Raw genomic sequence first — 25271 nt, forward strand, 5'->3', positions numbered from 1 at the left:
CTTCGAATTGGAGAGGCAAGGCTAGGTCACGATGTCGTGGTACTCGGGCTTGCGGCTGAGCCAGGTGCGGGCGTAGCCGCAGATTGGGGTGATGGTCAGGCCGTGCGTCCTGGCCTCCTCCGCAACCAACGTCATCAGGCGGCCGGCCGTGCCCTTGCCTCGGAGCGCCGGCGGCGAGAAGACGTAGTCGATGTAAAGGCGGCCGGTTTCGCGCCGGTATTCGGCGTAGGCGGTCTGACCCTCCTCGTCGATTTCGTAGCGCGCGCCGTTATCCCGCAAATCGGTCATGAAATCCTCCCGTGGTGTGTGGCGAAACTCGCTCGCAGCCTGGATCGATCCACCCTAAGCTTCACATCAGGTCGGGGGAGCGGATGAGGTTTGCAACATGAAGAACGTCCTCGTGATCGGCCTCCTTGTGGGACTGGCGGCCGGCGCGGCCTCCGCCCAATCCTACCCGACCCGCAAGCCGGGCTTGTGGAAGCAGTCGATGAACGCCGGTGGTCAGACTGTGCAGAGCAGCCTTTGCCTGGACGCCGCCACCGATCGGCGGATGTCAGCCTTCGGCCAGAACGCCGGGACACGGTCCTGCACGAGGATGACCGTGACGCCAGCGGCGGGCGGCTGGAGCTTCGACAGCGTCTGCCCGATCGCGGGCGGGGGCCAGATCGTAACCAAGGGGACGGCGCGCGGCGATTTCAACAGCCGCTACCAGGTCAAGGCGACGTCGGTCACGACGGGCGCCAAGGTGGCGATGATGAACGGCACGCAGCAGATGGACATCACCTCGACCTGGGCTGGCGCGTGCCCGGCAGGCATGGTTCCGGGCGACATGACCATGCCCGGCGGGATCAAGGTGAATATCCTGAAGATGACCGGATCAGCGACGCGCTGAGAAAATTCATGAGGACCTTGTCGGGGACGCACTGACGCCCAGCGTCCTTGAGTAGACCGCCACGCTTGGCGGCTAAGGAGACTTCAGATGAGCGAAGACGCCCTGATCACCCCCGTCCGCGTCGAGCCGGCCCATGACCGTGAACTGGTCCTGGGCTTCCTGATCAAGGCTAGTCCCGAGGCGATCTACCGCTGCTGGACCGACCCGGCGCTCTTGGTGAAGTGGTTCGCGCCGCGGCCGCTCGAGACGACAGTGCTGAGCCAGGACTTCCGGGTTGGCGGCGTCCAGGCGATCGTCATGAAAGACCCGTCGTCAGGCGCCGAATATCCTGCCTCCGGCGTGTTCCTGGAGATCGTGCCGAACCGCAAGATCGTCTCGACCGACGCCTTCACCGCCGACTGGCAACCGGTCGTCGGCGCGCCCTTCATGGTCGCCCAGACGACATTCGAGCCGCAGGCCGACGGCCGCACGCTCTATATCGCCCGCGCCCGGCATTGGTCGCCAGAGACCGTCGAGCAGCATAAGCAGATGGGGTTCGAACCCGGCTGGACCCAGTGCGCCCACCAGCTGGCGGAATTGGCGGCCAGCCTTTAGCGGCGGCGTCGCGGATCAGCGTGCCTGTCCGAGGCGTTGATGGCCTCATGACCCACCGACAGATCGCAGTTCTTCTTGCCGCCGCCTGGGCGATCGGCTCGCCCATCGTCCAGGCCGCCGCCGGCTTTGGCCAGAGCCAGGCGGCGTTCTCCGCCGCCGGCGACGAGACCCTGAGAGCCGCCAGCTACGCGTTTTCCATCTGGGGGTTCATCTACGCCTGGCTGGCCGCCTATGCGATCTGGCAGGCTTTGCCGGCGCAGCGCGATAATCCGCGGCTGGCGCGCTTGGCGTGGCCGGCCGCAGCGGCGAACCTCGGTATCGGAGCCTGGATCTGGCTCGCCGCGGCGGACGTGCGCTGGGCCACGGTGATCGTGATCATCGCCTCGGCCAGCACGTTGGCGGCCGGCCTCGTCGCGGCCCGGGCGCGGGACGCCGCGGATCGTCGCGAACGCCTGCTGAGCTGGCAGCCCCTGGCCCTGTTGGCCGGCTGGCTGACGATCGCCGCCGCCCTCAACATTCTCATGGTGATGACGGCGGAAGGGCTGCTCTCGCCGAGCGCCGGCCGCGGCGCGGGGACCGCCGGGGTCATCGCCGTGGCGGGCTTGGCATTGGCCTTTGTCGACCGGACCCGGTTGATCGCCTTTCCGTTGGCCGTCGCGTGGGGCCTGATCGCCGTGTGGCTCGCCGAGCGGAGCGACCACGCCCTGGCGGCGTGGACGGCGCTCGCCGCGGCTGGACTGCTGGCGCTGGTGTCCGCCTGGATCAGCGTCACCAAGACCCAAGTCAGAAGGGCTTGAGCATGGATCACCTGAGCTATCCCAACGAAAGCGCGGACTATCGCGCCGCGCGCAAACGCCCTGCTCGACGCGGAAATCGCCCGGCGCAACAGACCGAGGCGGTGGCCGCCCTGCGGCGCGCCCTGCCGGCGGGCGGCCTGGTCGCGGAAGACTATGAGTTCGAGCGGATCGGCACGCCTCAGCGCGGCTGACGGCGTGGAAGGGGCCTGCGCGGCCGGGAACACCCGTCGCTGATCTCGACCGCGGGGAACAGCTATGACGCCGACTACTTCGGCGACACGTCGAAGTTCCCGTAAGGCATGCGCGACGACCGCGACCTGAAGGACGGCGAGAACTGGGACGAGACGATCTTCAACGTCTCCAAGCGCGACGCCGACGAATCCGCCACTTCTGGGGCTCTGACATGGCCTTAGCGCCCAGCGAGCCCGGCCAGCATCTCCGGGCCGGCGGCAGCGCCGACGCCGTCTGGGGCATCTTGGACATGACCCCGAAGGGGCGCGGCGGCGACTGGTTTCCGAAGGTCTGCCACCGCTAGGCGCGCTCGACGCAGATCGCGATCGCCTCGCCGCCGCCGATGCAGAGGCTGGCGACGCCGCGAGAGAGGCCGCGGGCTTCGAGGGCGGCCAGAAGCGTCGCCAGGATGCGCGCGCCGGACGCGCCGATAGGGTGGCCCAGCGCGCAGGCCCCGCCATTGACGTTCAGCTTTTCGGCATCGATGCCGAGGTCCTGAGCCGCCAGCATGGCGACAACGGCGAAGGCCTCGTTGATTTCCCAGAGGTCGACGTCAGCGGTTGTCCAGCCCGCCCGGGCCAGGGCCTTGCGGATGGCGGGCGCCGGCGCGGTGGCGAACAGGCCCGGTTCCTGGGCATGAGCGGCGTGGGCGACGATGCGCGCGGCGATCGGCGCGCCGGACGCACGGGCCCGGGATTCGCGCATGAGAACCAGGGCCGCGGCGCCGTCGGATATCGATGAAGCGTTGGCGGCGGTGATCGCGCCGCCCTCGGCGAAGGCGGGTTTCAGCGTCGGAATGCGGGCCGGGTCGGCCTTCAGCGGCTGTTCGTCGGCGGCGACGTCGCCGACGGTGGTGATCTCGGCGGCGAACGCGCCCGACTGCACGGCGGCCTTGGCGCGGGCCAGGCTTTCGATGGCGTAGGCGTCCATCGCCTCCCGGGTCACTTGGTGACTGCGTGCGACCTCCTCGGCGAAGGCCCCCATGGACTTACCGGGCGCGTAGGCGTCTTCGAGGCCGTCGAGGACCATGTGGTCGAATATCTGGTCGTGGCCGAAACGGGCGCCGCCGCGGTGCTTCTTCAGGAGGTAGGGCGCGTTCGACATGCTCTCCATGCCGCCGGCGGCGATCACCTCGGCGGAGCCTGCGACCAGCGCGTCGTGGGCGAGGATCACCGCCTGTAGGCCTGAGCCGCACATCTTATTGACGGTCGTGGCTTCGACACCGAGCGGGAGCCCGGCGGCCAGCGCGGCCTGACGGGCGGGCGCCTGGCCGAGCCCGGCCGACAGGACGCAGCCCATGATCGCCTGCTGGAGCGAGGCTGGGTCGATGCGAGAGCGCTCTACGGCGGCCTGCACCGCAGCGGCGCCCAGTTCGGTGGCGCTGCGCCTGGATAGAGCGCCCATGAACCCGCCCATGGGGGTGCGGGCGTAGCCGGCTATGACGACGGGGTCAGCGGACATCCTGGCGCACCGCGGAGGCGATGAAGCCGCCGCCGAGGACGCGCGTAGGCTCGGCGGGGTCGTAGAGCACGCAGGCCTGGCCGGGGGCGACGCCCTCCTCCGAGCCATCGAACGTGACGCTGGGATCGCCGTCGATCCAGGCCAGGCGGCCAGGCACAGGCTCGCGCGTCGAGCGGACGCGGGCGAGAACGGGCAGGCCCGCGTCGCAGGCGGCGTCGATGGTCGCAGCGTCGCCTAGCCAGTTGGTCTCCTTGAGAGTGAGCGCGGTCGTCAGCAGGGCCTCGCGCGGACCGACGATCACCTGGCGGGTGCGCGCGTCGATGCGGGTGACGAACAGCGGGTCGCCCACCGCGACGTTCAGGCCGCGGCGCTGGCCGATGGTGTAACGGGTGACTCCCTCGTGGGCGCCCAGCACGCGGCCGTCCATGTGGACGATCTCGCCCGGGACCGCGCCCTCGGGGCGCAGCTTGTCGATCACGTCGGTGTAACGGCCTTGCGGCACGAAACAGATGTCCTGGCTGTCCGGCTTGTCAGCGACCCCTAGCGAGAGCTCGGCGGCCGCCTGACGCACCAGCGGCTTGGGCAGGTCGCCCAGGGGGAACCGCAGGTCGGCGAGCTGCTGCGCCGTCGTGGCGAAGAGGAACCAGCTCTGGTCACGGTTGGCGTCAGTCGCGCGGTGCAGCTCAGGCCCGTTCGGGCCAAGGCGGCGACGGACATAGTGGCCGGTGGCCATGGCGGCGGCCGACAGGTCGCGCGAGACGTCCAGCAGGTCGCGGAACTTCACGGTCTGATTGCAGCGGATGCAGGGAATCGGCGTCTCGCCGCGCAGATAGGCGTCGGCGAACTCCTCGATCACCGCCTCGCGGAAACGGCTTTCGTAGTCGAGGACATAGTGCGGGATGCCGATGGCCTCGGCCGCCGTGCGCGCGTCGTGGATATCCTGGCCGGCGCAGCAGGCGCCCTTCTTCTGAAGGGCCGCGCCATGGTCGTAGAGCTGGAGCGTCACGCCCACGACGTCATATCCGGCGCGGGCCAGGAGGGCGGCGGTGACGGTGGAATCCACGCCGCCCGACATGGCGGCCACGACGCGCGCGCCAGCGGGCAGGCGCACCGCGTCCCGCACAGCGTCCAGCAGGCCTGAAGGCGCATCCAGGGTGAGAGCGTCGCTCATGGCCGCAATGTAGCGGGTGGGGCGGCGATTTGCGAGGTCGCCAAGTTAAGGCCTGCGATTCAGCGCTCGTTAGGAACAACGGCCTAGGTTGGGTTCCATCGGGACTGGGGAACTCTTCAAGACTATGTTTCATCAACCGTTGAAGCGGACCAACAGCCGCGGCGAGCCCTATGTGATCGGCCCGACCGGCGTTCCGCTGACTTTGAACGACCTGCCCGCGCCTACCACCGGCCGCTGGGTGATCCGCCGCAAGGCCGAGGTGGTGGCCGCGGTGCGCGGCGGCCTGATCGACATAGACGACGCCCTGGCCCGCTATGGCCTGACGGTCGAAGAGTTCGAAGCCTGGCAAGACTCCATCGAACGCCATGGCATGGCTGGCCTCAGGACCACGCGGATCCAGCAGTATCGCGGCGCTTAAGAGCGGCGAGACACCTTCCTTCTCCCCTTGCGGGAGAAGGACGAGCTTGCACCTTGCTTACGGGTGCCCGGCCTCAACGTCCGGCCGCTTGACCACCGTGACGGTGATGCGTTCGCGCTCGCCGGGCAGGCGTTCGACCAGGAGGCGGGCGACTTGGGCGTCGTCGTGGAAGGCGTAGCCCTTGATGGAATCGAGGATCGCCTTGGCCAGGTTGTCGAGGTCGAGCCAGGGCGGATCGCCCAGGTATTCCATCTGGATCGTGACCTCGAACTCGCCCCATGCGGGCCGGCCGCCGCGCCAAGCCTTGCGGAAGAACTCATAGATCAGCGGCTTGTAGTACTTGGCCTGGGTGGTCAGGCCATCCACGACCACGACCATCTCGGCGCCTTGCTGTCGCGCCCGAACCTTACCGTGATGGGTCCATTCCCCGTCCATGCGACCCTCTTAGCCTTGCAGTCTTGAACCGTCTCGGTAAACGGGCTGGGCAACATCTTGGAGAGCTAAAGCGATGGCTGGCGTGCGCACCGAATCCGACACCTTCGGCCCGATCGAGGTCGCCTCGGACGTCTACTGGGGCGCGCAGTCGCAACGCTCCATCGGCAACTTCAAGATCGGCTGGGAGAAGCAGCCGCGCCCGGTGATCCGCGCGCTGGGCATCGTCAAGCGCGCCGCGGCTGAGGCCAATATGGCGCTGGGCAAACTGGATCCGGCGATTGGGAACGCGATCGTCGCCGCCGCCCAGGAGGTCATCGACGGCAAGCTGGACGACCACTTCCCGCTGGTCGTCTGGCAGACGGGGTCCGGCACCCAGTCGAACATGAACGCCAATGAGGTGATCTCGAACCGCGCCATCGAGATGCTGGGCGGCGAGATGGGCTCGAAGAAGCCGGTCCACCCCAACGACCACGTCAACATGAGCCAGTCGTCGAACGACACCTATCCGACGGCCATGCACATCGCCTGCGCCGAACAGGTGGCGAAGGAAGTGATGCCGGCGCTGGAGCACCTGCACGCCGCCCTGAACGGCAAGGCCAAGGCCTTCGACCACATCATCAAGATCGGCCGCACCCACACCCAGGACGCCACGCCGCTGACGCTCGGCCAGGAGTTTTCGGGCTATTCGATGCAGATCGGCAACGGCGTGCGTCGGTTGAAGGAGACCCTTTATGGTCTCTATGAGCTGGCCCAGGGCGGCACCGCCGTCGGCACCGGCCTGAACGCGCCGGTGGGCTTCGCCGAGCTGGTGGCCGAGAAGATCGCCGGCATCACCCACCTGCCCTTCATCACCGCGCCGAACAAATTCGAGGCGCTCGCCGCCCACGACGCCATGGTCTTCAGCCACGGCGCGCTCAACACCGTGGCCGCTTCGCTGTTCAAGATCGCCAACGACCTGCGCTTCCTAGGATCGGGCCCGCGCTCGGGCCTGGGTGAGCTGTCGCTGCCGGAGAACGAGCCTGGCTCGTCGATCATGCCGGGCAAGGTGAACCCGACCCAGTGCGAGGCCCTGACCATGGTCTGCGCCCAGGTGTTCGGCAACCAGGCGACCATGACCTTCGCCGGCGCCAGCGGCCACTTCGAGCTGAACGTCTTCAACCCGGTGATGGCCTACAACTTCCTGCAGTCGTGCCGCCTGATCGCCGACGCATCGATCTCCTTCACCGACAACTGCGTCGTGGGAATCGAGGCCCGCGAGGACAACATCAAGGCCGCCCTGGAGCGCTCACTGATGCTGGTGACGGCGCTGAACGGCAAGCTCGGCTACGACAACTGCGCCAAGATCGCCAAGGCCGCGCACAAGAACGGCACGACGCTGCGCGAAGAGGCCGTCGGCGGCGGTTATCTGACGAACGAGGAGTTCGACGAATACGTCCGCCCGGAGAAGATGATCTCGCCGGGCTGAGGCGTCGAGGCCGCCGAGTGATGAGCGCCGCCTCTCCGGGCGGCGCTTTTCGTTTGCGCCCTACTCGGCCGCGTAGACCAGGGGATGGTGGTGGGCCCAGAGGTGGGCGCGGTAGGTTTCGAAGCACTGTTCGCCGCAGATCAGGCGCATCAGCGCGCCCTCGGCGATGAGGGGCGCGCAGGTCGGATCAGCTTGGACCAGGGGCGTGAGCGCCTCGGCGTTCCAGGCGCGGCTGTGCTCGACGTCGAGCTGGGCGTGCAGCTGGAAATACTTCCGGTGCGCGGGCGCGACGCCCAGGCGAGCCAGGCCTTCGGCGACGAGGGCGACGCGGGTCGGGGCGGTGAGTTCGACCACGCCTAATGCGCCGATCGACTGGTAGGCGTAGCGGCGGGTGGCGGCGAACGCCGTCAACAGATTGGCGAGGCAAAGCGACTGCCAGGCGGTGCCTTCGATGGACGGTTTCAGACCCAGGCCCTCGACGGTGCGGTCAAGCATAGGGCCGTGCATGCCGCCTTCGGCGCCGCGGCCCATCTCGTCCCAGTAGTTCCGCGCGAGTTCGAGTTTCGGGCGGGCCGGCAGCTTCACCTGGGTCATGGCGACGAGGTCGTCGAAGCCCGCCTCGCCGGCGGCTTCCTGAGTCAGGAACCACTTCATCTGCTCGAGGTCCGCGGAGGAGGCCAGCCAGTCGAACAGCGGGTCCCATTGGCCGGGGCCGGCGTCCTTCAGGGCCTCGAACCAGGCGATGAAGCCGGCGACGTCGGTCGGGACGTGGGCGATCTGATGGGCGATCCGGCCGCGGAAGGCTTCGACGAAGTCGCCTTCCAGACGGGCCATGCGGAAATTGTCGTAGAGCTCGGCGCGCCATGTGTCGTGCGGCGCGGAGACGGCCAGGCGCCGCCGATTCCAGCGCGCGAGACCGATGTGCAGGGATTCGGCGTCAGGGAATTCGGGCGTAAACTCACCGACACGCGCGAGATTTTGACCAGCTAGCATTGAGAAGTCCCTCCGGACCGCAAGAAGCGCGTCCGTAAGGGCTTGGTTCCTATGGCTAACCTTGTTTAGCGCTCACCCTTCCAGCGCCCATAGGAGCCGATAGTAGGCGATCCGATCCGGGTCCGGATCAACGCCATAGGCGGCGTAGAAGGCAGCGTCCCAGCCGGGGCCGAAGTTCCAGTCCAGACTCCAGGCGCAGATCGCTACGTCGGCCCAGCGATCGGCGAGGCCAAGGGCGCCGAAGTCGACGTGGCCGACCCACCCGCCGGTAGCGCCGATCAGGGTGTTGGGCGCGCAGGCGTCGCCGTGGCAAACGACAAGGCGATCGATCGGTGGGATGTCCTCGATGATCGCCAGCGCCTCATCGAGACTGAGGTGACGCAATTCGGGTCGCCAGTCGGCGGGGATGATCAAGCCAGCCGCCGCGCGATGGCGTACGGCCTCGCGGCGAGCCTCGGCCATCCAGCTGTACGGGCAGTCCGCGACAGGCAGAGCGTCGTGCAGGGCGCGCAGGCCACGCCCCACCGCAGCGATGACCGGAGCGAGATCCTGACGCCAGCGTTCGTCCACGGCGTTGAGGCCTGCCATCGCCGCGGTCTCCAGCCACTCGCCGGTCTCGTCGTGACCAAACGCGAGGACGCGAGGCGAAGGCGCATGGGGATTGGCCCAGGCGAGCTTGGCGGCCTCGGTCGCCAGGGACCCGCCGCTGTTCGCCGGGACGAACTTCACAAAGCTGGAGGGCTCGCCGAGGACTTCGAAGGTGAGGCCGCCCTGCCCGTTCAGCCAGACGGGGCGCAGCGCACGGTCGCCCGCGAGCCGGCGCACAGCGGCCGGGACGGCGACGTCGGCAGGCGGCGCGCCGGCAAGGGGCGGCGCGCTCATGATCAGGAACGTCGAGCGACCGCGAAGTCGGCGAGATCTTCCAGGGCCTGGCGCCAGCCGCCTGGGGCGAAGTCGGCCAGGGCGACCTTGGCGCTGTCAGCGTAGGCGCGGGCGTGGGCCAGGGTTCCCGCCAGGGCGCCGGTGCTGCGCATCAGGGCGACCGCATGCTCCAGATCACCGTCCACCTGCTCACGGCGGTCGACGGTGCGGTCCCAGAAGCCCTGTTCAGAGGGTCCGGAGGCCGCCATGGCCAACAGCAGCGGCAAGGTGACCTTGCCTTCGCGGAAATCGTCGCCGGTGTTCTTGCCCAGGGTCTGGGAGTCGCTGGAGTAGTCGAGCGCGTCATCGATCAGTTGGAAGGCCAGGCCCAGGTCCTGGCCATATTGGCGCAGCGCCTGGGCGCGGCTGGCTTCGGCGCCGGCGGAGACGGCGCCGGCCTCGGCGGAGGCGGCGAAGAGTTCGGCGGTCTTGGCGCGGATGATCTCGAGATAGACGTCGATGGTCAGGTGGATGTCGTGGGCGCGGGTGAGTTGCAGGACCTCGCCTTCGGCGATCACGCGGCTGGCGCGGGCGAGAATCTCGAGCGCCGCCATGGAACCCGCGTCGACCATCAGTTCGAAGGCGCGGGCGAACAGGAAATCGCCGACCAGGACACTGGAGGGCGCCCCCCAGATCAGGTGGGCGGCGACCCGGCCGCGGCGCAACTCTGAGGAATCGACCACGTCGTCGTGGAGCAGCGTAGCGGTGTGGATGAACTCGACTGCGGCGGCGAGCTTGAGGCAGGAATCATCGCTGGCGTCGGACAGCCGGGCGGCGGCCACGGTCAGCAGCGGGCGCAATCGCTTGGCCGAGCCGGCGATCAAATGGTCGGCCAGCGCCGGGATCACCGGGACTTCAGACCGCATATGGTGGCGGATCAGGGCGTCGACGCCAGCCATGTCCTTGGCGGCGAGGGTCTGCAGGTGGTCGAGGGACACCGGCTTTTCGGCGACGGTTGCTGTCTCGGTCACGCGGCGGCCCACTCCTGATCACTGCGGCGCGCGAGGCGCCGTGGTAGGGGAGCTTAGGGTGCCCCACCCGCGAGGGTTTTATAGGGGTCGGGCGGATACGGGAATGGACGACGTCACGGAAAACGGTCTGCTGGACGGACGGCTGCGTCTGCGGCAGCCTGCGCGTGGCTATCGGGCAGGACTGGACGCCGCCCTGCTGGCCGCAGCCTGCGACGCCAAGCCGATGCAAAGGGTGATCGAAGCCGGCTGCGGCGTCGGCGCAGCGTTGCTGACGGCGGCGGTACGGCGGCCGGAGGCGCACTTCCTGGGCGTCGAGCGCGATGCGGACGCCCTGGGCCTGGCGCAGGAGAATATCGCGCTGAACGGCCTGAGCGCGCGGGTAAGCGCGATCAGCGGCGATGTCGCCGCGCGATTCTCGGCCCTGCGGCTTCCGGCCTTCGACGCGGCGATGAGCAATCCGCCCTTCTTCGACGACCCGCAAGCCTTGCGCGGGCCCGCGCCGGAACGGCGCGGCGCCTGGATGGCGGACGCCGGTTTGGCCGCCTGGACGAGGTTCCTCACGAAGGCGGTGCGGGAGGGCGGAAGCGTGACGATCATCCACCGGGCTGACCGGTTGGCCGACCTCCTGGCGCTGCTCGCCGCGGACAAATGCGGGTCGTTTCAGATCCGCCCGATCCAGCCTTTCGCTGATGAGCCGGCCAAGCGGGTGCTGGTGCGGGCGATCAAGACCGGCAAGGCGCCGCTCGCGCTTCTGCCTGCGCTAGTCCTGCATGACCGCGGCGGTGCGAAACATCGGGCGGAGGTCGAAGCGATCCTGCGTGGCGAGGCCGGCGTCGGCTGGTTATGATCACGCCATGACCGTTCTCGACCTTCAGACCCTCGTCCAGCGCTACGAACAGATCGCGACGATCGACATCGACGGCGACGGCTTGGGCATCAATCGCGGCAAGCGGCGCTGCATCATGAGCTGGGCGCAGTTCGAAGACATGAGCGCGGCCGAGGGCGACGCCCATATCGTCAAGGTGCTGGGGCTCGAGGACTAGGCCCAGGCCTGCGAATGCCTCCGGAGAGGTTTCAAAAGCCCTCGGCCAGGAGGTCCTGATGTTCGGCGTGGCGCTTTATGTAGCCGGCGAAAAAGCTGCAGGTCGGCTTGACCGCCAGACCTTCGGCGCGGGCCCAGGCGAGCGCGCTCTCGGCCAGCTTGCCGGCGACACCCTGGCCTGAAAAGGCCTCAGGCACGACCGTGTGGGGAAAGACGACCGCGCCCGGCTCAAGCCTGTATTCGGCGAAGGCGACGTCGTCGCCGACAGCAACTTCAAAGCGGTTGGCGGCCTCGTTGCGGACGATGTCCATGGATGACTCCGGAAATGAAGAAGGCCCGGAGCTTGCGCGCCGGGCCTTCGGTAAGTCCAGACTAGCGCGCGATCAATTGCGCGCGGTGTCGACCAGCTTGCCCTTGGTGATCCAGGGCATCATGGCGCGCAGACGTTCGCCCACGGCTTCGATCTCGTGCTCGCCGGCGCGGCGGCGGGTGGCCTTGAAGGACGGGGCGCCGACGGCGTTCTCATTCATCCAGTCGCGGGTGAAGCGGCCCGACTGAATGTCGTCGAGCACCTTCTTCATCTCGGCCTTGGTCTCCGAGGTGACGATCCGCGGGCCGGTGACGTACTCGCCATACTCGGCCGTGTTCGAGATCGAGTAGTTCATGTTGGCGATGCCGCCTTCGTAGATCAGATCCACAATGAGCTTCACTTCATGCAGGCACTCGAAATAGGCCATTTCCGGCGCGTAACCGGCCTCGACCAGGGTTTCGAAGCCCGCGCGGATCAGCTCGACCAGGCCGCCGCAGAGGACCACCTGCTCGCCGAACAGGTCGGTTTCGCATTCCTCGCGGAAGGTGGTCTCGATGACGCCCGAGCGGCCGCCGCCGATGGCCGAGGCGTAGGCCAGGCCGAAGTCATGGGCGTTGCCCGTGGCGTTCTGGTGGATGGCGATCAGGCAGGGCACGCCGCCGCCCTTTTGATATTCACCGCGCACCGTGTGACCAGGGCCCTTGGGCGCGATCATCAGAACGTCGATGCCGGGCGCCGGCTCGATCAGGTTGAAGTGCACGTTCAGGCCGTGGGCGAACAGGACGGCCGTACCGTCGCGCAGGTTCGGGGCGATCTCGTTGTTGTAGATGCCGCGCTGCAGTTCGTCCGGCGCCAGGATCATGATGGCGTCGGCCCATTGGGCGGCCTCCGGCACGGTCATGACGGTCAGGCCGTCGGCTTCCACCTTCTTGGCGGTGGCCGAATCCGGACGAAGGGCGATGGCGACGTTCTGCACGCCGGAGTCGCGAAGGTTGAGCGCGTGGGCGCGGCCCTGGGAGCCGTAGCCTACGATGGCGATCTTCTTGTCCAGGATGCGGGAAATGTCAGCGTCGCGATCGTAATAGACGCGCATGATTGTTCTCCTGAACAGAAAGGGCCGCCGGGCCTTGCGCAAGGCGTGGCGGTGAAGCGGGCGCTTCACAGCGGTTTTTTGCCCAAAGGTCAAGGGAAGGCTCGAAGGCGGCGCCGATCCATGGCAGGCCGAACCCGCAATGATTGAGGTAACGCCCGCCATCACTCTGGCCGATGACGAGGTCCAGGCCCGGTTTGTCCGCGCCTCCGGCCCTGGCGGCCAGCATGTGAACAAGACCTCCACCGCCGTGGAGCTGCGCTTTGACGTGCGTGGATCGCCGGCTCTGCCGGAGCCGGTGCGGGCGAGACTCTACAAACTGGCGGGCTCGCGGCTGACGCAAGATGGGGTCCTGGTGTTGCTCGCCGAGAACCACCGATCGCAGATGCTCAACCGGGCCGACGCCTTGGACCGCCTGATCGCCCTGATCCGCGAGGCGGCCAAGCCCCCGCCCCCGCCGCGGAAAAAAACCAAGCCGACCTACGCCTCGAAGCTGAAGCGGCTCGACGGCAAGTCGAAGCGAGCCGGCGTGAAGTCGCTGCGCGGCCGGCCCGGACGAGAAGAGTAGGAGACGGTCGGATGCTGCGCGCACTCGCACTGGCGGACATGGACGCGGCTGCCCGAATCCATCGCGCTGCGCTCGCCAGCGCCGTGCCTCACATTGATAAATTCCACACGCCTGAAGAAGATCGTTGGTTCTACCGGCAGCGCATGTTCGTGGAATGCGACCTGATCGGCGTGTTCGAACATGGAGCGATGGTCGGGTTCATCGGGCTAAGACCTGGTTGGATAATGCAGCTGCATGTCGACCCAGGCCATCAGCGGCGCGGCTGTGGCTCCGCGCTCATCGAGATGGCTAAGGCGGCGCAGCCAGAGCTGAAGGCTTGGACCTTTCAAGCCAACGCGGGCGCGCGGGCCTTCTACGAAGCGATGGGCTTCGAAAATATCGAGATGACCGACGGCGCGGACAATGAAGAACGAGAGCCGGACGTCCTGTATCAATGGGGGGCCAGCAATGTACGTCCCTGATCATTTCGCCGTCGCAACCGAGGAAGTGGTCGCGTTGCTGCGCCACGCGCAGCTGGCGATCCTGACGACAGGGGGCCCCGCGGGCCTCTACGCCACCCATTTGCCGATGATCTACGACGCTGCGACGGGGACTCTGCGAGGGCATGTGGCGCGGGGCAATCCGCATACGCGGCTGGCCATCGAGGGCGAGGCGCTGGCGATCTTCCAGGGTCCGGACGGCTATGTCAGCCCGAGCTGGTATCCGAGCAAGGCGGCCGATCCGCGGGTTGTGCCGACCTGGAACTATGAAGCGGTCCACGTCTATGGCGCGCTGGCCTGGCGCGACGAGGCGGCGTGGATCATCGACAATGTCACCGAACTGACCGCGCGGTTCGAAGCGGAGCGCGCCGAACCCTGGCAGGTGAACGACGCGCCCGCGGACTATGTGCAGGCTTTGGTCCGTGGGGTGATCGGCGTCGAGATCCGGATCAGCCGCGTCGAGGCCAAGCGCAAGCTGTCACAGAACCGATCCGCGGCGGACCAGCGGGGCGTGATCGAGGGCCTGGAAGGCAGGGAGGGCGGCGCGGCGCTGGCGGCGGCGATGCGGCGTCTGGAATTCTAACCAAACATTTCTGGCGCACACAGAATTTGCGTCAGCGCCTGAGCGCCCTATGGTGACGCCCGGCGCGGAATGGCGCGCCTTCAGCCTCCACGTTGACGATGATGTTCCGCAAAACCGCCCTCATTCTGATCGCCCTCGCCGGGCTGGTTGGCTGCGCGCCGACGCTTGGCCCGCCCCCGCCCCCGCCGATGGGGACCGCCGAATTTAGCACCGAGGACTTCTCGTGGTCGGCGGTGCCTGGCCCCAACAGCATCGTCGGCCGGCTGGCGCCGCGTTCGGTCAGCTATACCTGCCATGGCGCGAGCGTGCTGCTGACGCCGGAGACGCCGTGGTCGCGGCGTCGGATGGTGGCGCTCTATGGTTCGGCCGATCGCTCCGCCCTGCCCGCCGACGAAGTCCGGGCGCGCACGCCGTCAGCGCCAGCCGGCGACTATTCGGCCTTCATCCGCCGCGCGACTTGCGAAGGCGATCGGTTCAGCTTCGCCGGCCTGCCAGACGGCGTCTGGTTCGTCATCACGCTCGCCAAGCCGGTGACGCCGGGCGCCGGGCCCAACCTGGCCCTAATGCGACGGGTCATGACCCGCGGCGGCCGGATCGCCACATCTGAACTTTAGCGGCGGCCGGCGAATTCATTAAGGAAGCGATAAGCTTCACTAGAACCACCGGGCGATGACGGCGTTGTCTCTTTCAACAGGAGCAACATCGATGCGCACGTTGATCATCGCCACCGCGATCGCCACCCTGGCCGGAGCCGCCATGGCCCACGCCGAGCCGCAACGCACGGCGCGCGCGCCGTCCGTGGAGCGCTTCGCCGTGCAGGCGAGCTACACCGCCCCTGCCGAAAGAATCGGCCAAGGCTATTCCCTCCAGGCGCGCCGCATCGCTGACTGCCTGGCCGATCAGGCCAACCGCACCGCCGCCGTGCGCAGCCCCGCCGTTTTGGAACGGCGCTGCGACATCTGATCCCAAGCTGCATTTTGGGAAACCCGGGGGTCCCGGCCCGCGTTAGGATGACCGAGAGGGACGCCCCGTTCTACGAGGCGAATAGATGAAGAAGTTTCTGACCGCCGCACTTGCCGGCATGACGCTCGCCGCCGGTATCGGCGCCGCCGAGGTCGCCCAGGCCCAGCCTGGCTACTACTATCGCGATGGCTATGGCGGCCGCGCCTGGAATGGCGGTCGCTGGGACAATGGTCGTTACCACAATCGCTATTATGGGCGTCGCAACAATGACGGCGCGCTCGCAGCCCTGGCCGCCGGCGCTCTGATCGGCTCAGCTGTGGCCCAGGGCAACCGCGGATACTATGGCGGCGGCTACGGATATGATGGCGGCTACGGCTACTACGATGGCGGCGGCTACTACGACCGTCCCTACCGCGTGCGCTGCTTCAACCAGCGGATCTGGGATCCCTACTGGGGCCGCACCGTGGTCCGGCGGGTCTGCCGCTAAGCAAAAAGAGAACGCCCGCCAGTCACCTGGCGGGCGTTTTCCTTAGTGCACCCGGGCGCGACCGATCTTCAGGCCCTCGTCAGAGGCGGTGACATCGATGACAGCGCCGTCTTCGAGATCGCCGGCGAGCAGCTTGCGGGCGATGGGATCGACGAGGTCCTTCTGGATCACGCGCTTGAGCGGACGGGCGCCATAGGCGGGGTCGTAGCCCTTGTCGCCCAGCCAGTGCAGGGCGGCGCTGTCCAGAGTGATCGACATGCGCCGATCAGCCAGGAGCTTCTCCACCCGCTCGAGCTGGATGCGGACCACGCCGTCCATCTCCGCCCGACCAAGACGCTTGAAGAGGATCACTTCGTCGATCCGGTTGAGGAACTCCGGCCGGAAATGATGACGAACGACGTCCATGACCAGCGGACGCGCGGCCTCAACATCCGCATCGTCCGGCAGGGCGGCGAGATGTTCGGAGCCGAGGTTGGAGGTCATGATGATCAAGGTGTTGCGGAAATCGACCGTGCGGCCCTGGCCATCGGTCAGGCGGCCATCGTCCAGCACCTGCAGCAGGATGTTGAAGACATCGGGGTGGGCCTTCTCCACCTCGTCGAACAGCAGGACCTGGTAGGGGCGGCGGCGCACCGCCTCGGTCAGCGCCCCGCCCTCGTCGTAGCCGACGTAGCCGGGAGGCGCGCCGATCATGCGGCTGACGGCGTGTTTCTCCATGTACTCGCTCATGTCGAGGCGCGTGATGGCGTGCTCGTCGGCGAACATGAATTCGGCTAGCGCCTTGGTGAGCTCGGTCTTGCCGACCCCGGTGGGCCCCAGGAACAGGAACGAACCGATCGGCCGGTTCGGATCCTGCAGGCCGGCGCGGGCGCGACGAACGGCGTCTGAGACGGCCAGGAGCGCCTCCTCCTGACCAACCACACGACCGCGGAGCGCGTCTTCCATGGCGAGGAGCTTCTCGCGTTCGCCTTCCAACATCTTTTCGACAGGCACGCCGGTCCAGCGGGAGACGACGGCGGCGATCTGCTCGGCGTCGACAGTCTCGGGGTTCTGGGCGTTCTCCGCGGCCAAGGCGTCGGCTTCCTCCAGGCGTTTCTCGAGGGACGGAATCTCGCCATAGGCGATCTCGGAAGCGCGCTGCAGATCACCGCGGCGCTGGGCGGCGACGAGTTCGGCGCGCAGTCGGTCGAGCGCTTCGCGCGCCTGGGCGGCGGAGGAGACTTTGTCCTTCTCGGACCGCCAGGTCGTGGTCATGTCCTCGGACTGGGCTTCCAGATCGATCAACTCGTCGTCGAGCTTTTCGAGGCGCGCCTTGGAAGCCTGGTCGGTTTCCCGCGTGAGGGCCTCGCGCTCGATCTTCAGCTGGACAATCCGGCGGTCGATCTCGTCGAGTTCTTCGGGCTTCGAATCGACCGCCATGCGCACGCGGCTGCCGGCCTCGTCGATCAGGTCGATGGCCTTGTCCGGCAGAAATCGGTCGGTGATGTAGCGGTTCGAGAGCGTGGCGGCGGCGACGATGGCGCTATCGGAGATACGCACGCCGTGGTGGACCTCATACTTCTCCTTCAGGCCCCGCAGGATGGAGATGGTGTCCTCCACTGTCGGTTCGGAGACGAAGACGGGCTGGAAGCGCCGCGCCAGCGCAGCGTCCTTCTCCACGTGCTTGCGGTATTCATCGAGCGTGGTCGCGCCAACGCAGTGCAGCTCGCCGCGGGCCAGCGCGGGCTTCAAGAGATTGGAGGCGTCCATCGCGCCATCCGACTTCCCGGCGCCGACCAGGGTGTGCATCTCGTCGATGAACAGGATGATCGAGCCTTCGGCGGCGGTGACCTCGTTGAGAACCGCCTTCAGCCGCTCTTCGAACTCACCGCGATACTTCGCGCCGGCGATGAGCGAGCCCATGTCGAGGGAGTGGAGCTGCTTGTCCTTCAGGCTCTCAGGCACGTCGCCGTTGACGATGCGCAACGCGAGGCCTTCGACGATGGCGGTCTTGCCGACGCCCGGTTCGCCGATGAGGACGGGGTTGTTCTTGGTGCGCCGACTCAGGACCTGGATGGTGCGGCGGATCTCCTCGTCGCGGCCGATGACCGGGTCGAGCTTGCCGTCGCGGGCGGCTTGAGTGAGGTCGCGGGCGTAACGCTTCAGCGCGTCATAGCCCTCCTCGGCCGAAGCTGAGTCGGCCGTGCGGCCCTTACGTAGGGCCTGGGCGGCGTCCTCGAGCGACTTCGGGTTCACGCCGGCGGTTTTCAGGGCCTGGGCGGCCTCGCCGCCGTCCTTGGCGAGCGCGATGAGCAGCCGCTCAGTCGTGACGAAGGCGTCGCCCGCGGCCTTTGCGGCGTTCTCGGCCTCAGCGAAAACGCGGGCGGCGTCAGGGTTCATATAGAGCTGGCCGGACCCGCCCTCGACGCGCGGCGTCTTGGCGAGCAGGGTCTCGGCGGCCTGGTCGGCGACGTCCGGTTTGCCACCGGCGCTCTGGATCAGGGCGCGGGACAGGCCGTCCTGCTCTTCCAACAGGACCTTGAGGATATGGGCGGGCGCGAGCTGCTGATGGCGGCGCGCCAAGGCCAGGCTTTGGGCCGACTGGATCGCCTGCTTGGCGCGGTCGGAATAGACATCGATGTTCATCGGTTCCCCTTCGTTAGGCGGAGCGTGGCCGGGACCTCCCATGAGCATCCCGGCCGACCGACCGGATGTAGTGTGGCAGATCAGCCACACAAGGCCGTGCGACCCTATCGCGCGTAGAGCTTGACCACCCGGTAGAGAAATTCGCGACCTTCGTAGAGCGTGTCGACGCGGATGCGTTCGTTCAATCCATGGACTCCGCCGCCGTCCGGCTCGCCGCCCATGCCTGACAACCCGTATCCGGGAACGCCTGCGGGCAGGAGAAAGCGGCTGTCGGTCGCACCGGTGGACATGGCCGGAATGATCGGCACGCCAGGATACATCTCCTCGGCGACGGCCGTGGCCGGCCCAAGGACGCGCGCCGTCAGGGCCGGCGGCGGCGAGACCGGGCTCAACTTGCCGCTGGGCGTGACCTTCACCTGTGGATCGGCGATCACGCCGGTGAGGGTCGCCAGGATTTGATCGACGCTTTCGCCCGGGAGGATGCGGCAGTTCACATTGGCGCCGGCGCGCTGCGGCAGGGCGTTGTCGGCGTGGCCGGCGGAGACAAGCGTCGCCACGCAAGTTGTGCGCATCATGGCGTTGTAGCTGGGATCGCTGGCCACCGCCTGGAGCGCAGCGTTCGGCGGCGCCGCCGGCGCGGCGGCGACCGCACGCATCGCTTCGCCCATGGGCCCGCCCTGCAGCGCGCCCATGCGATCGAAGTAGAGCTTGGTCGCCTCGTTGATGGCGACGGGGAAGTCGAAGGCGCCGATCTTCGTGAGGGCCGCGGCGAGCCGATAGATGGCGTTGTCCTTGACCGGCCGCGAAGAGTGGCCGCCCGGGTTGGTCACCTCCAATTGGTAGTTCTGGTAGACTTTCTCCCCGGCCTGCATGCCGACGAAGAGGCGCTTGCCGTTCTCGATCCGGCCACCGGCGCCCTCATTCAGGGCGAACTCGGCGTCGAGCACGCCGGGATGTTCCCTGAGGAGCCATTCAACGCCGTTGAACGTGTCGGGCGTCTCCTCGCCGCAGGTCAGCGCCAGCTTGATCGCCCGCTTAGGTTTGAAGCCCTCCTGACGGTAGCGGACAAGCGCGTCGGTGAAGGCCGCGGCCATGGCTTTGTCGTCAGCGGCGCCGCGGGCGTAGAAGTAGCCGCCCTCCTCCACCAGCTTGAAGGGATCGCGAACCCAATCCTCACGCTTGGCTTCGACCACGTCGAGGTGGGCCAGCAGAAGGATCGGCTTGGCGGCCTTGTTGGATCCCGGCAGGATCGCGACAAGATTGCCATCCCTGGGGCGGTCGGCGGGGACGTAGATCTTCACATCGACGTCGGGATAGCCGGCGGCCTTCAGGCGCGCGGCCATGGCCTCGGAGGCGGCGGTGCAGGAGCCGGCGCTGAGCGTCGTGTTGATCTCGACGAGCTCCTGGTAGAGCGCGCGGAACGCCGCCTGCCCCGGATAGGCCGGCTGCGCCGCGGCGGGGGCCGCGACCGCCAGCGCCGCAGTCAGGGCGAGCGCGCCCAGTCTCTTGTCAGCCACCTTCGTCCCTCGTTTCCGGTTCCGGTTCCGGACCCAAGGCTAGGTCCGAACCGGCCGCGCCGTCTACGGCTTCGCGACCTGGGCGGCGCACGCAGGTCCGTCAGTGGGGCGGATTGTGCTTCTCAAGGAAAGTCACGACCGAGGTGAGCATCGCCTGGCGCGTGGTCCCAGTGGTCAGCCAGTGGTCTTCGCCGGGGAGAACGACGAGTTCTGAGGGCTTGCCGGCCTTCTCAAGCGCGCGGGCCATGATCTGGCTCTGCTCAAGCGGCACCACCGTGTCGTCCCGACCGTGGATCATGAGCAGAGGGATTTCGACCTCGCCTGCGTGCTCGGAAGGCGAGATCTTGGAGAGGTCGGGGTCTTTCGCGTCATCGGCGCCCATGAACCTGGTCCAGTAGCGTTGCGCGCGACGGACGCGGTAGGCGCCGACCATCCGCTTAAGATCCGCAGGGCCTGCGACGGAGGCGGCGCAGCGATAGACCCCGCGGTCGAGGGTCGCGCCGGCCAGAGCCGCGTAGCCGCCGTAACTGGCGCCGACAATACAGACCCGCTTAGGATCGATGACGCCCTGCCCCGCCAAGTAGCGCACCCCGTCGGAGAGGTCGGTCTGCATTTTGCGGCCCCATTGGCCGTACCCCGCCTCGAGCAGGGACCGCGTCACGCCGTCAGACCCGCGATAGTTGACCTGCAGCACCGCGTAGCCGCGCGACGCCATGGCCTGAGCCCACCAGTCGAACCCCGGCATGTCGCGCACAGCCGGGCCCCCATGAGGAAAGACCACCAGCGGGAGCGCCTTCTCGGCGCGGCCGCGCGGCAGGGTGAGGTAGCCCGCTAAGGCCAGGCCGTCGGCCGCCTTGAAACTGACCGTCCGCTTCTCGGCCACGTCGCTGGGCGTCAGGTCGCGATACTCTGGACCGAGCCAGACCGCGGTGTGCTTGTTGCGATCGACCAGGGCGTAGGCCGGTCCATCCTTGGGCGAATCCACCCGCACCACGACCTGGGTGCGATCATTGCTCCAGGAGATCATGCGCACGAGGTCGCCGGGGAAAGCGGCGGCGACTCCGCGCCACAGCCTTTGATCGGCAGGATCGAAGAAGGTGTAGGCCGGCGCGCCATCGATCGTATGGACAAAGCCGATCAGCCGGCGTGACACCGGATCGTGGATAAAGCTGGTGGCGTCCTTCGCAAGCGCGGCGGACTGCGCGCCGTCCTTCAAGGCGACCTCGCGCACCTCGGCGCCGTCCTCGGTGTCGGTGCTGACCAGGACGCTCGCGCCGTCGCGGCCCATGCCGAGGAGGGAGGGACCATCGATCGGCGCATCGACGACCAGGACCTCGGTCCAGATGTCAGACGACTTGAGGCGAAGCCGCCAGCGCCCGGCGCGGTCGTCATAAACCGACTCAGCGACCGCTTCCCCGGCTTCATCCACCACGACATTGCGGGTCCCCAAGCTGCCCGCGAAGGTGACCCGGGTCTGACGCACATTGTTCAGGTCAATCCTGAAGACCGTCAGCACGCCCTGGCTGCCCGGAAAAGACACGCCGTTGACGAAGGCGTAGGGCTTGCCGTCGAGGACCCGGATGTCCGGTGAGCGGTAGATGACGTTCATCCCGTTGACGCCCTCCATCAGCGAGCGCGCGCGGTCGTTCTTGACGTCGACCACCAGAGCCATCGGCCATTCCTGCCGCGGGGCGATGACGCCGCCGGCCGTGCCCGTGCGGGACCAGGTGATGATCAGGTGGTTGGGACTGCCCCAGGTCAGATCGCGAAGCTTCGTCTCGCCGACGGGCATCCGCTTGACGATCTTCATGTCGGCGATCTGCTGAACGACGACCTCCCGGGCCTCGCCGTTGGTCACGGTCAGCGCCAGATGGGCGCCATCCGGGGCCATGGCGACGTCTTCGATCCGCGGGAGCCGTCCGTAGACCTCAAGCGGCGCGGCGGCGGCGGCGCATGAAAGGGCGACGGCGGCGCACAACCCGGCGAACAGGCGCCCAAAACAAAACCTCACGACCGCCCCCGCGTCTACCGAACAGCGGGCATATCAAACCCGGCGAAGCTTCGCCGATCAAGTTAGTTGAGGTCGTTCTTCTTCACCGGTTCGGGCGGCATCGGCGCGATGGGTACGCCGTCTTCAACGAGGTCGCGGACCTCCTCGCTCGTAGCCTGGCCATAGATGCCGCGCTGGTCGGCGCGACCCTCGTGGATGGCCCGGGCCTCGTCGGCGAAGCCGTCGCCGACGTCATCGAAGGTGTCGATGACGTGCTCGCGCAGCTTGCGCATGGTCTCCATCATCATGGCGCGCGTGAGCGGCTGGTCGGCGCCGACGCCGCGCTGTCGCTTAGTGCCAGCGACCGCGGGCGCCATGATCTGCTTGCGTACGGCGCGGCTGGCGCAGACCGGGCATTCGACCAGGCCGCGGGCCTGCTGGTCGTCGAAATCAGCGGACTTGCCGAACCAGCCTTCGAATTCGTGGTCGTGTTCGCAGACCAGGGCGTAGCGGATCATGCCAGGGCCGTGGGGGCGCTGAAGGCCCGCGCATTGACCAGAGCCGGGATCGCCGCGCGCGCCTTCGCCGAAGCCGACAGATCGAGATCGGCGAAGAGGACGCCAGGTTGGTCGTGGTCAAGCTCGCCCAGGATCTCGCCCCACGGCGAGACGACCAGCGAGTGACCATAGGTGCCGCGGCCGTCCTCATGGAAGCCGCCCTGGGCGGGGGCGAGGATGAAGCTGCCGGTCTCAATCGCGCGGGCGCGCAGCAGGATGTGCCAGTGGGCGGCGCCGGTGGTGCGGGTAAAGGCCGAGGGCACGGTCAGAACCTCCGCGCCCGCCAGCGCCAGGGCGCGGTAAAGCGCAGCGAAGCGAACGTCGTAGCAAACGGTGAGGCCAAGTCGGAGGTCATCCGCTACGATGGCGACAGCCTTCTCGCCGGCCTCGTAGGCGGCCGACTCCCGCGAGGTCTCGCCGCCGGGCAAGGTGACATCGAACATGTGCAACTTGTCGTAGGTCGCCGCGATGGCGCCCGCTGGCGTGACCAGGGTCGAGCGATTGGCGGCCTTGCCGTCCTCGCGTAGCACCAAGGCTGAACCGATCAACAGCCAGACGCCAAGCTCGCGGGCGAGGTCGCGCAGGCCCCCGACCACGGGATCGCGTTCCAGGGTTAGCAACTGCGGCTGCAGGACCTCGCGGTCCTTCTGCAAGATGTTGGTTCCCTCAGGCGTCGCGATGAAGACCGCGCCACCGGCGGCGGCCTCGCGCACCAGCGGCGTCACATGGGCGAGCGCCGCGGCGTGCGTCGCCGGCGTGCGGGTCTGGACGAGGGCGATCTTCATCGATGGCGGTGGCGAATTCAGGCCGCCTGCAGGATCGGATCGAGTTCGCCAGCGCGGTCGAGGGCCACGACATCGTCGCAACCGCCCAGGTGGCGATCGCCGACGAAGATTTGCGGGAAGGTCGTGCGACCGCCCGAACGCTGGACCATCTCGGCCTTCTTCTCAGGATCGGAGCCAGCTTCGATCTCGGTGTAGGCGACGCCCTTGCCCTCGAGCAGTTCCTTGGCGCGGCTGCAGTAGGGGCAATAGGGCCGAGTGTAGATAGTGACCTGGGGCATCGGGCTTTTCCGAGTGGTTGTCGTGGCCTGTCGATATAGGCGTACCGTCAGCGTTCTTTAACCCGCGCCACGACCGCGGCGTCAACCCGAGCCGCCCCGGCCGCCTTGAGCGCCCGCGCGCAGCCCTCGAGCGTCGCCCCTGTGGTCATGACGTCATCGATCAGCAGAACGCGACGGCCGGCCACCTGCCGCGCCCGGCGGGGCGGCACGGCGAAGGCGCCGGCGAGGTTGCGTTTGCGGGCCTCGCCCGACTTGCCTTGTTGGCTGTCGGTGGCCCGGCGGCGGATCAGCGCGTCAGGCGCCAGGCGCACGCCGGCGCGCGCGGCGAGCGGCCGGGCGAGTTCGCAGGCCTGGTTGTAGCGGCGCCGGAACAGGCGGCCTCGGTGAAGGGGCACAGGCACGATCAGGTCGGCCTCGGCGATCAACTCATGGGCGGCGCGGGCCAGCCACGCGGCGAGCATGGGCGCGAGATCCAGCCGGTCGCCGTGCTTCAGCTTGAGGATCGGCTCGCGCGACACCTCATCGTAGAGGCAGGCCGCGCGGGCGGCGTCGAAGGCGCGGGGGCGGGCGAGACAGGCGGCGCAGCGCACGCCGGGATCGAACTCGAAGGGCGTTCCACAGCCGTCGCAGACCGGTCCGTCAAGGAAGACGATACGGGTCCAGGCGTCCCCTGAAAGGCCGCCGCCCAGGGTCTGCCCGCCGTCGTCGAGGGCCTGGGTCGGAAAGATCAGGTCCAGCGCCCCGCGCCACAGACCGCGCAGCCGCAGGGCGGCCGCAGAGGGCTGTTTGATTTCGACGGCGAAACGGCCATCTTCCGCGCCCATGCCGACCCCCCCAAACCTTCCGCCCGCCCTCTTCGACCGACGCCTGCGCCGGCGCCGACTGGACCGGGCCGCCGCCCGCTTCGCGGACGCCGATTTCCTGCATCGCCGCGCGGCTGAGGACATCGCCGACCGGATCGCCGCGATCATGCGCGACTTCCCGGTGGGCGTCGATCTGTCGGCGCGGCGCGGCGCGCTGGCCGAGGCGCTGGAAGCCGCGGCGCCTGGAAAGGTGGCGCTGCTGATCGAGGCTGACGCCTCGCCCGCCATGCTGGCGGGCCGCGGCGGCGCCCGGGTCGTGCTGGACGACGAGGCCCTGCCCTTCGCGGCGGGGAGCCTCGACCTCGTGGTCTCGACGTTGGCGCTGCACTGGGCCAATGACGTGGTGGGCGCGCTGATCCAGGCGCGGCGCGCGCTGAGGCCTGGGGGCGTTTTCATCGGCGCCATTCTCGGCGGCGCCACCCTGACCGAGCTGCGCCAGGCCTTCACCGAGGCCGAGGTCGCCGCCTGGGGCGGGGCGGGGACCCGCATCTCGCCCTTCGCCAGCGCTCAGGACGGGGCCGAGCTGCTCCAACGGGCGGGCTTTTCGGATCCGGTCTGCGACATCGACCGGGTGAGCGTGCGCTACGAACATCCCTTACGGCTGTTCGCCGACCTGCGGGCGATGGGCGAGACCAATGCGCTCACCGAGCGGCACCCTCGCGGCCTGACCCGCGAACTGATCGGCGACGTAGCCGGGCGTTACGCCGAAGCCCACGCCGGACCCGACGGCCGCATTCCGGCGACCTTCGAGATCCTGACGCTGACGGGGTGGGCGTAAGGCCGGG

General features: G+C 68.0%; 32 protein-coding genes. 16 read left to right on the top strand and 16 right to left on the bottom strand.

What is annotated here, in order from left to right; genetic code table 11:
• Positions 1–21 precede the first annotated feature (21 nt).
• Positions 22–288, bottom strand: a complete 267-nt coding sequence (locus BN1313_RS12395; protein WP_091741118.1) for a GNAT family N-acetyltransferase — start codon at positions 286–288, stop codon at positions 22–24.
• 97 nt (positions 289–385) lie between these two features.
• On the opposite strand from BN1313_RS12395, the gene BN1313_RS12400 reads away from it, so the two are divergent.
• From BN1313_RS12400 to BN1313_RS16990, 5 genes are all read left to right on the top strand, one after another.
• Positions 386–892, top strand: coding sequence for a DUF3617 domain-containing protein (locus BN1313_RS12400; protein ID WP_091741121.1), 507 nt, complete (start codon positions 386–388; stop codon positions 890–892).
• An 87-nt stretch (positions 893–979) separates the two neighbouring features.
• Positions 980–1486 (top strand): SRPBCC domain-containing protein, encoded by a 507-nt coding sequence (locus BN1313_RS12405; protein WP_218054364.1) that lies wholly within the window; start codon positions 980–982, stop codon positions 1484–1486.
• Positions 1487–1533: 47 nt separating this feature from the next.
• Entirely contained in the window at positions 1534–2283 is a 750-nt protein-coding gene (locus tag BN1313_RS12410; protein ID WP_091741124.1) for a hypothetical protein, read from the top strand.
• Between the two features lie 2 nt (positions 2284–2285).
• The gene (locus tag BN1313_RS16765; RefSeq protein ID WP_218054365.1) at positions 2286–2474 is read left to right on the top strand and encodes a DUF899 family protein; all 189 of its coding nucleotides are present in this window, start codon (positions 2286–2288) and stop codon (positions 2472–2474) included.
• Positions 2475–2686: 212 nt separating this feature from the next.
• Entirely contained in the window at positions 2687–2818 is a 132-nt protein-coding gene (locus BN1313_RS16990; protein WP_281176480.1) for a hypothetical protein, read from the top strand.
• Here BN1313_RS16990 and BN1313_RS12420 read toward each other — a convergent pair.
• Both BN1313_RS12420 and mnmA read right to left on the bottom strand, forming a co-directional pair.
• Positions 2815–3975: a thiolase family protein gene (locus BN1313_RS12420; protein ID WP_091741127.1), complete on the bottom strand. Its 1161-nt coding sequence runs from the start codon at positions 3973–3975 to the stop codon at positions 2815–2817. The two genes, BN1313_RS16990 and BN1313_RS12420, sit on opposite strands and share 4 nt — an antisense overlap.
• The gene (gene mnmA, locus BN1313_RS12425; RefSeq protein WP_176696002.1) at positions 3965–5146 is read right to left on the bottom strand and encodes a tRNA 2-thiouridine(34) synthase MnmA; all 1182 of its coding nucleotides are present in this window, start codon (positions 5144–5146) and stop codon (positions 3965–3967) included. Before mnmA ends, BN1313_RS12420 begins: the two co-directional genes overlap by 11 nt.
• A gap of 124 nt (positions 5147–5270) precedes the next feature.
• Between mnmA and sciP the strand changes: the two genes are divergently transcribed.
• Positions 5271–5564 (top strand): CtrA inhibitor SciP, encoded by a 294-nt coding sequence (gene sciP, locus BN1313_RS12430; RefSeq protein ID WP_091741130.1) that lies wholly within the window; start codon positions 5271–5273, stop codon positions 5562–5564.
• A gap of 57 nt (positions 5565–5621) precedes the next feature.
• Here sciP and BN1313_RS12435 read toward each other — a convergent pair whose 3' ends face one another.
• Positions 5622–5999, bottom strand: coding sequence for a RusA family crossover junction endodeoxyribonuclease (locus BN1313_RS12435; RefSeq protein WP_091741133.1), 378 nt, complete (start codon positions 5997–5999; stop codon positions 5622–5624).
• 73 nt (positions 6000–6072) lie between these two features.
• Here BN1313_RS12435 and fumC point away from each other — a divergent pair, with 73 nt between their 5' ends.
• Positions 6073–7464 (top strand): class II fumarate hydratase, encoded by a 1392-nt coding sequence (fumC, locus tag BN1313_RS12440; protein WP_091741136.1) that lies wholly within the window; start codon positions 6073–6075, stop codon positions 7462–7464.
• Positions 7465–7524: 60 nt separating this feature from the next.
• Here fumC and BN1313_RS12445 read toward each other — a convergent pair whose 3' ends face one another.
• The 3 genes from BN1313_RS12445 to BN1313_RS12455 form a co-directional block, all read right to left on the bottom strand.
• Entirely contained in the window at positions 7525–8457 is a 933-nt protein-coding gene (locus BN1313_RS12445; protein WP_091741139.1) for an iron-containing redox enzyme family protein, read from the bottom strand.
• A gap of 72 nt (positions 8458–8529) precedes the next feature.
• Positions 8530–9339: an aminoglycoside 3'-phosphotransferase gene (locus tag BN1313_RS12450; protein WP_091741142.1), complete on the bottom strand. Its 810-nt coding sequence runs from the start codon at positions 9337–9339 to the stop codon at positions 8530–8532.
• A 2-nt stretch (positions 9340–9341) separates the two neighbouring features.
• Complete coding sequence (locus tag BN1313_RS12455; RefSeq protein ID WP_091742688.1) at positions 9342–10277, bottom strand: polyprenyl synthetase family protein; 936 nt, start codon at positions 10275–10277, stop codon at positions 9342–9344.
• Between the two features lie 175 nt (positions 10278–10452).
• Between BN1313_RS12455 and BN1313_RS12460 the strand changes: the two genes are divergently transcribed.
• Together BN1313_RS12460 and BN1313_RS12465 are read left to right on the top strand one after the other, a co-directional pair.
• Positions 10453–11196 carry a tRNA1(Val) (adenine(37)-N6)-methyltransferase gene (locus BN1313_RS12460; RefSeq protein WP_091741145.1) on the top strand — a complete coding sequence of 248 codons (744 nt, stop codon included), beginning with the start codon at positions 10453–10455 and terminating at the stop codon, positions 11194–11196.
• Positions 11197–11203: 7 nt separating this feature from the next.
• On the top strand, positions 11204–11392 hold the full coding sequence (locus tag BN1313_RS12465) for a hypothetical protein (RefSeq protein WP_091741148.1): 189 nt from the start codon (positions 11204–11206) through the stop codon (positions 11390–11392).
• Positions 11393–11423: 31 nt separating this feature from the next.
• Here BN1313_RS12465 and BN1313_RS12470 read toward each other — a convergent pair whose 3' ends face one another.
• Positions 11424–11702 (bottom strand): GNAT family N-acetyltransferase, encoded by a 279-nt coding sequence (locus BN1313_RS12470; protein ID WP_091741151.1) that lies wholly within the window; start codon positions 11700–11702, stop codon positions 11424–11426.
• Between the two features lie 72 nt (positions 11703–11774).
• On the bottom strand, positions 11775–12794 hold the full coding sequence (ilvC, locus tag BN1313_RS12475) for a ketol-acid reductoisomerase (protein ID WP_091741153.1): 1020 nt from the start codon (positions 12792–12794) through the stop codon (positions 11775–11777).
• 139 nt (positions 12795–12933) lie between these two features.
• Between ilvC and arfB the strand changes: the two genes are divergently transcribed.
• The 6 genes from arfB (at position 12934) to BN1313_RS12505 (ending at position 15871) form a co-directional block, all read left to right on the top strand.
• A complete protein-coding gene (arfB, locus tag BN1313_RS12480) occupies positions 12934–13359 on the top strand; it encodes an alternative ribosome rescue aminoacyl-tRNA hydrolase ArfB (protein ID WP_091741156.1) in 426 nt (141 codons plus the stop codon).
• 11 nt (positions 13360–13370) lie between these two features.
• Complete coding sequence (locus BN1313_RS12485; protein WP_091741159.1) at positions 13371–13820, top strand: GNAT family N-acetyltransferase; 450 nt, start codon at positions 13371–13373, stop codon at positions 13818–13820.
• Positions 13807–14421: an FMN-binding negative transcriptional regulator gene (locus BN1313_RS12490; RefSeq protein ID WP_091741162.1), complete on the top strand. Its 615-nt coding sequence runs from the start codon at positions 13807–13809 to the stop codon at positions 14419–14421. Before BN1313_RS12485 ends, BN1313_RS12490 begins: the two co-directional genes overlap by 14 nt.
• A 101-nt stretch (positions 14422–14522) precedes the next feature.
• Complete coding sequence (locus tag BN1313_RS12495; protein ID WP_245620189.1) at positions 14523–15035, top strand: hypothetical protein; 513 nt, start codon at positions 14523–14525, stop codon at positions 15033–15035.
• Between the two features lie 91 nt (positions 15036–15126).
• A complete protein-coding gene (locus BN1313_RS12500) occupies positions 15127–15384 on the top strand; it encodes a hypothetical protein (RefSeq protein WP_091741167.1) in 258 nt (85 codons plus the stop codon).
• 85 nt (positions 15385–15469) lie between these two features.
• Positions 15470–15871 (top strand): hypothetical protein, encoded by a 402-nt coding sequence (locus BN1313_RS12505; RefSeq protein ID WP_091741170.1) that lies wholly within the window; start codon positions 15470–15472, stop codon positions 15869–15871.
• A gap of 42 nt (positions 15872–15913) precedes the next feature.
• On the opposite strand, the gene clpB is transcribed toward BN1313_RS12505, so the two are convergent.
• From clpB to BN1313_RS12540, 7 genes are all read right to left on the bottom strand, one after another.
• Positions 15914–18496, bottom strand: coding sequence for an ATP-dependent chaperone ClpB (clpB, locus tag BN1313_RS12510; RefSeq protein ID WP_091741173.1), 2583 nt, complete (start codon positions 18494–18496; stop codon positions 15914–15916).
• 104 nt (positions 18497–18600) lie between these two features.
• Complete coding sequence (locus tag BN1313_RS12515; RefSeq protein ID WP_245620190.1) at positions 18601–20013, bottom strand: M20/M25/M40 family metallo-hydrolase; 1413 nt, start codon at positions 20011–20013, stop codon at positions 18601–18603.
• A gap of 100 nt (positions 20014–20113) precedes the next feature.
• On the bottom strand, positions 20114–22024 hold the full coding sequence (locus BN1313_RS12520) for an alpha/beta hydrolase family protein (protein WP_245620191.1): 1911 nt from the start codon (positions 22022–22024) through the stop codon (positions 20114–20116).
• Between the two features lie 62 nt (positions 22025–22086).
• Positions 22087–22521, bottom strand: coding sequence for a DUF1178 family protein (locus BN1313_RS12525; protein ID WP_091741176.1), 435 nt, complete (start codon positions 22519–22521; stop codon positions 22087–22089).
• On the bottom strand, positions 22518–23345 hold the full coding sequence (locus tag BN1313_RS12530; protein ID WP_091741179.1) for a carbon-nitrogen hydrolase family protein: 828 nt from the start codon (positions 23343–23345) through the stop codon (positions 22518–22520). The genes BN1313_RS12525 and BN1313_RS12530 overlap by 4 nt, the downstream gene beginning before the upstream one ends.
• A gap of 17 nt (positions 23346–23362) precedes the next feature.
• Positions 23363–23623 carry a glutaredoxin 3 gene (grxC, locus tag BN1313_RS12535; protein ID WP_091741182.1) on the bottom strand — a complete coding sequence of 87 codons (261 nt, stop codon included), beginning with the start codon at positions 23621–23623 and terminating at the stop codon, positions 23363–23365.
• Between the two features lie 47 nt (positions 23624–23670).
• Positions 23671–24447 (bottom strand): ComF family protein, encoded by a 777-nt coding sequence (locus tag BN1313_RS12540; protein ID WP_091741185.1) that lies wholly within the window; start codon positions 24445–24447, stop codon positions 23671–23673.
• Between BN1313_RS12540 and BN1313_RS12545 the strand changes: the two genes are divergently transcribed.
• Positions 24446–25264, top strand: coding sequence for a methyltransferase domain-containing protein (locus tag BN1313_RS12545; protein WP_091741188.1), 819 nt, complete (start codon positions 24446–24448; stop codon positions 25262–25264). The two genes, BN1313_RS12540 and BN1313_RS12545, sit on opposite strands and share 2 nt — an antisense overlap.
• Positions 25265–25271: the final 7 nt, after the last annotated feature.

Origin of the sequence: Phenylobacterium immobile (ATCC 35973) (genome assembly GCF_001375595.1) — a bacterium.
GTDB classification, from domain to species: Bacteria; Pseudomonadota; Alphaproteobacteria; order Caulobacterales; family Caulobacteraceae; genus Phenylobacterium; species Phenylobacterium immobile.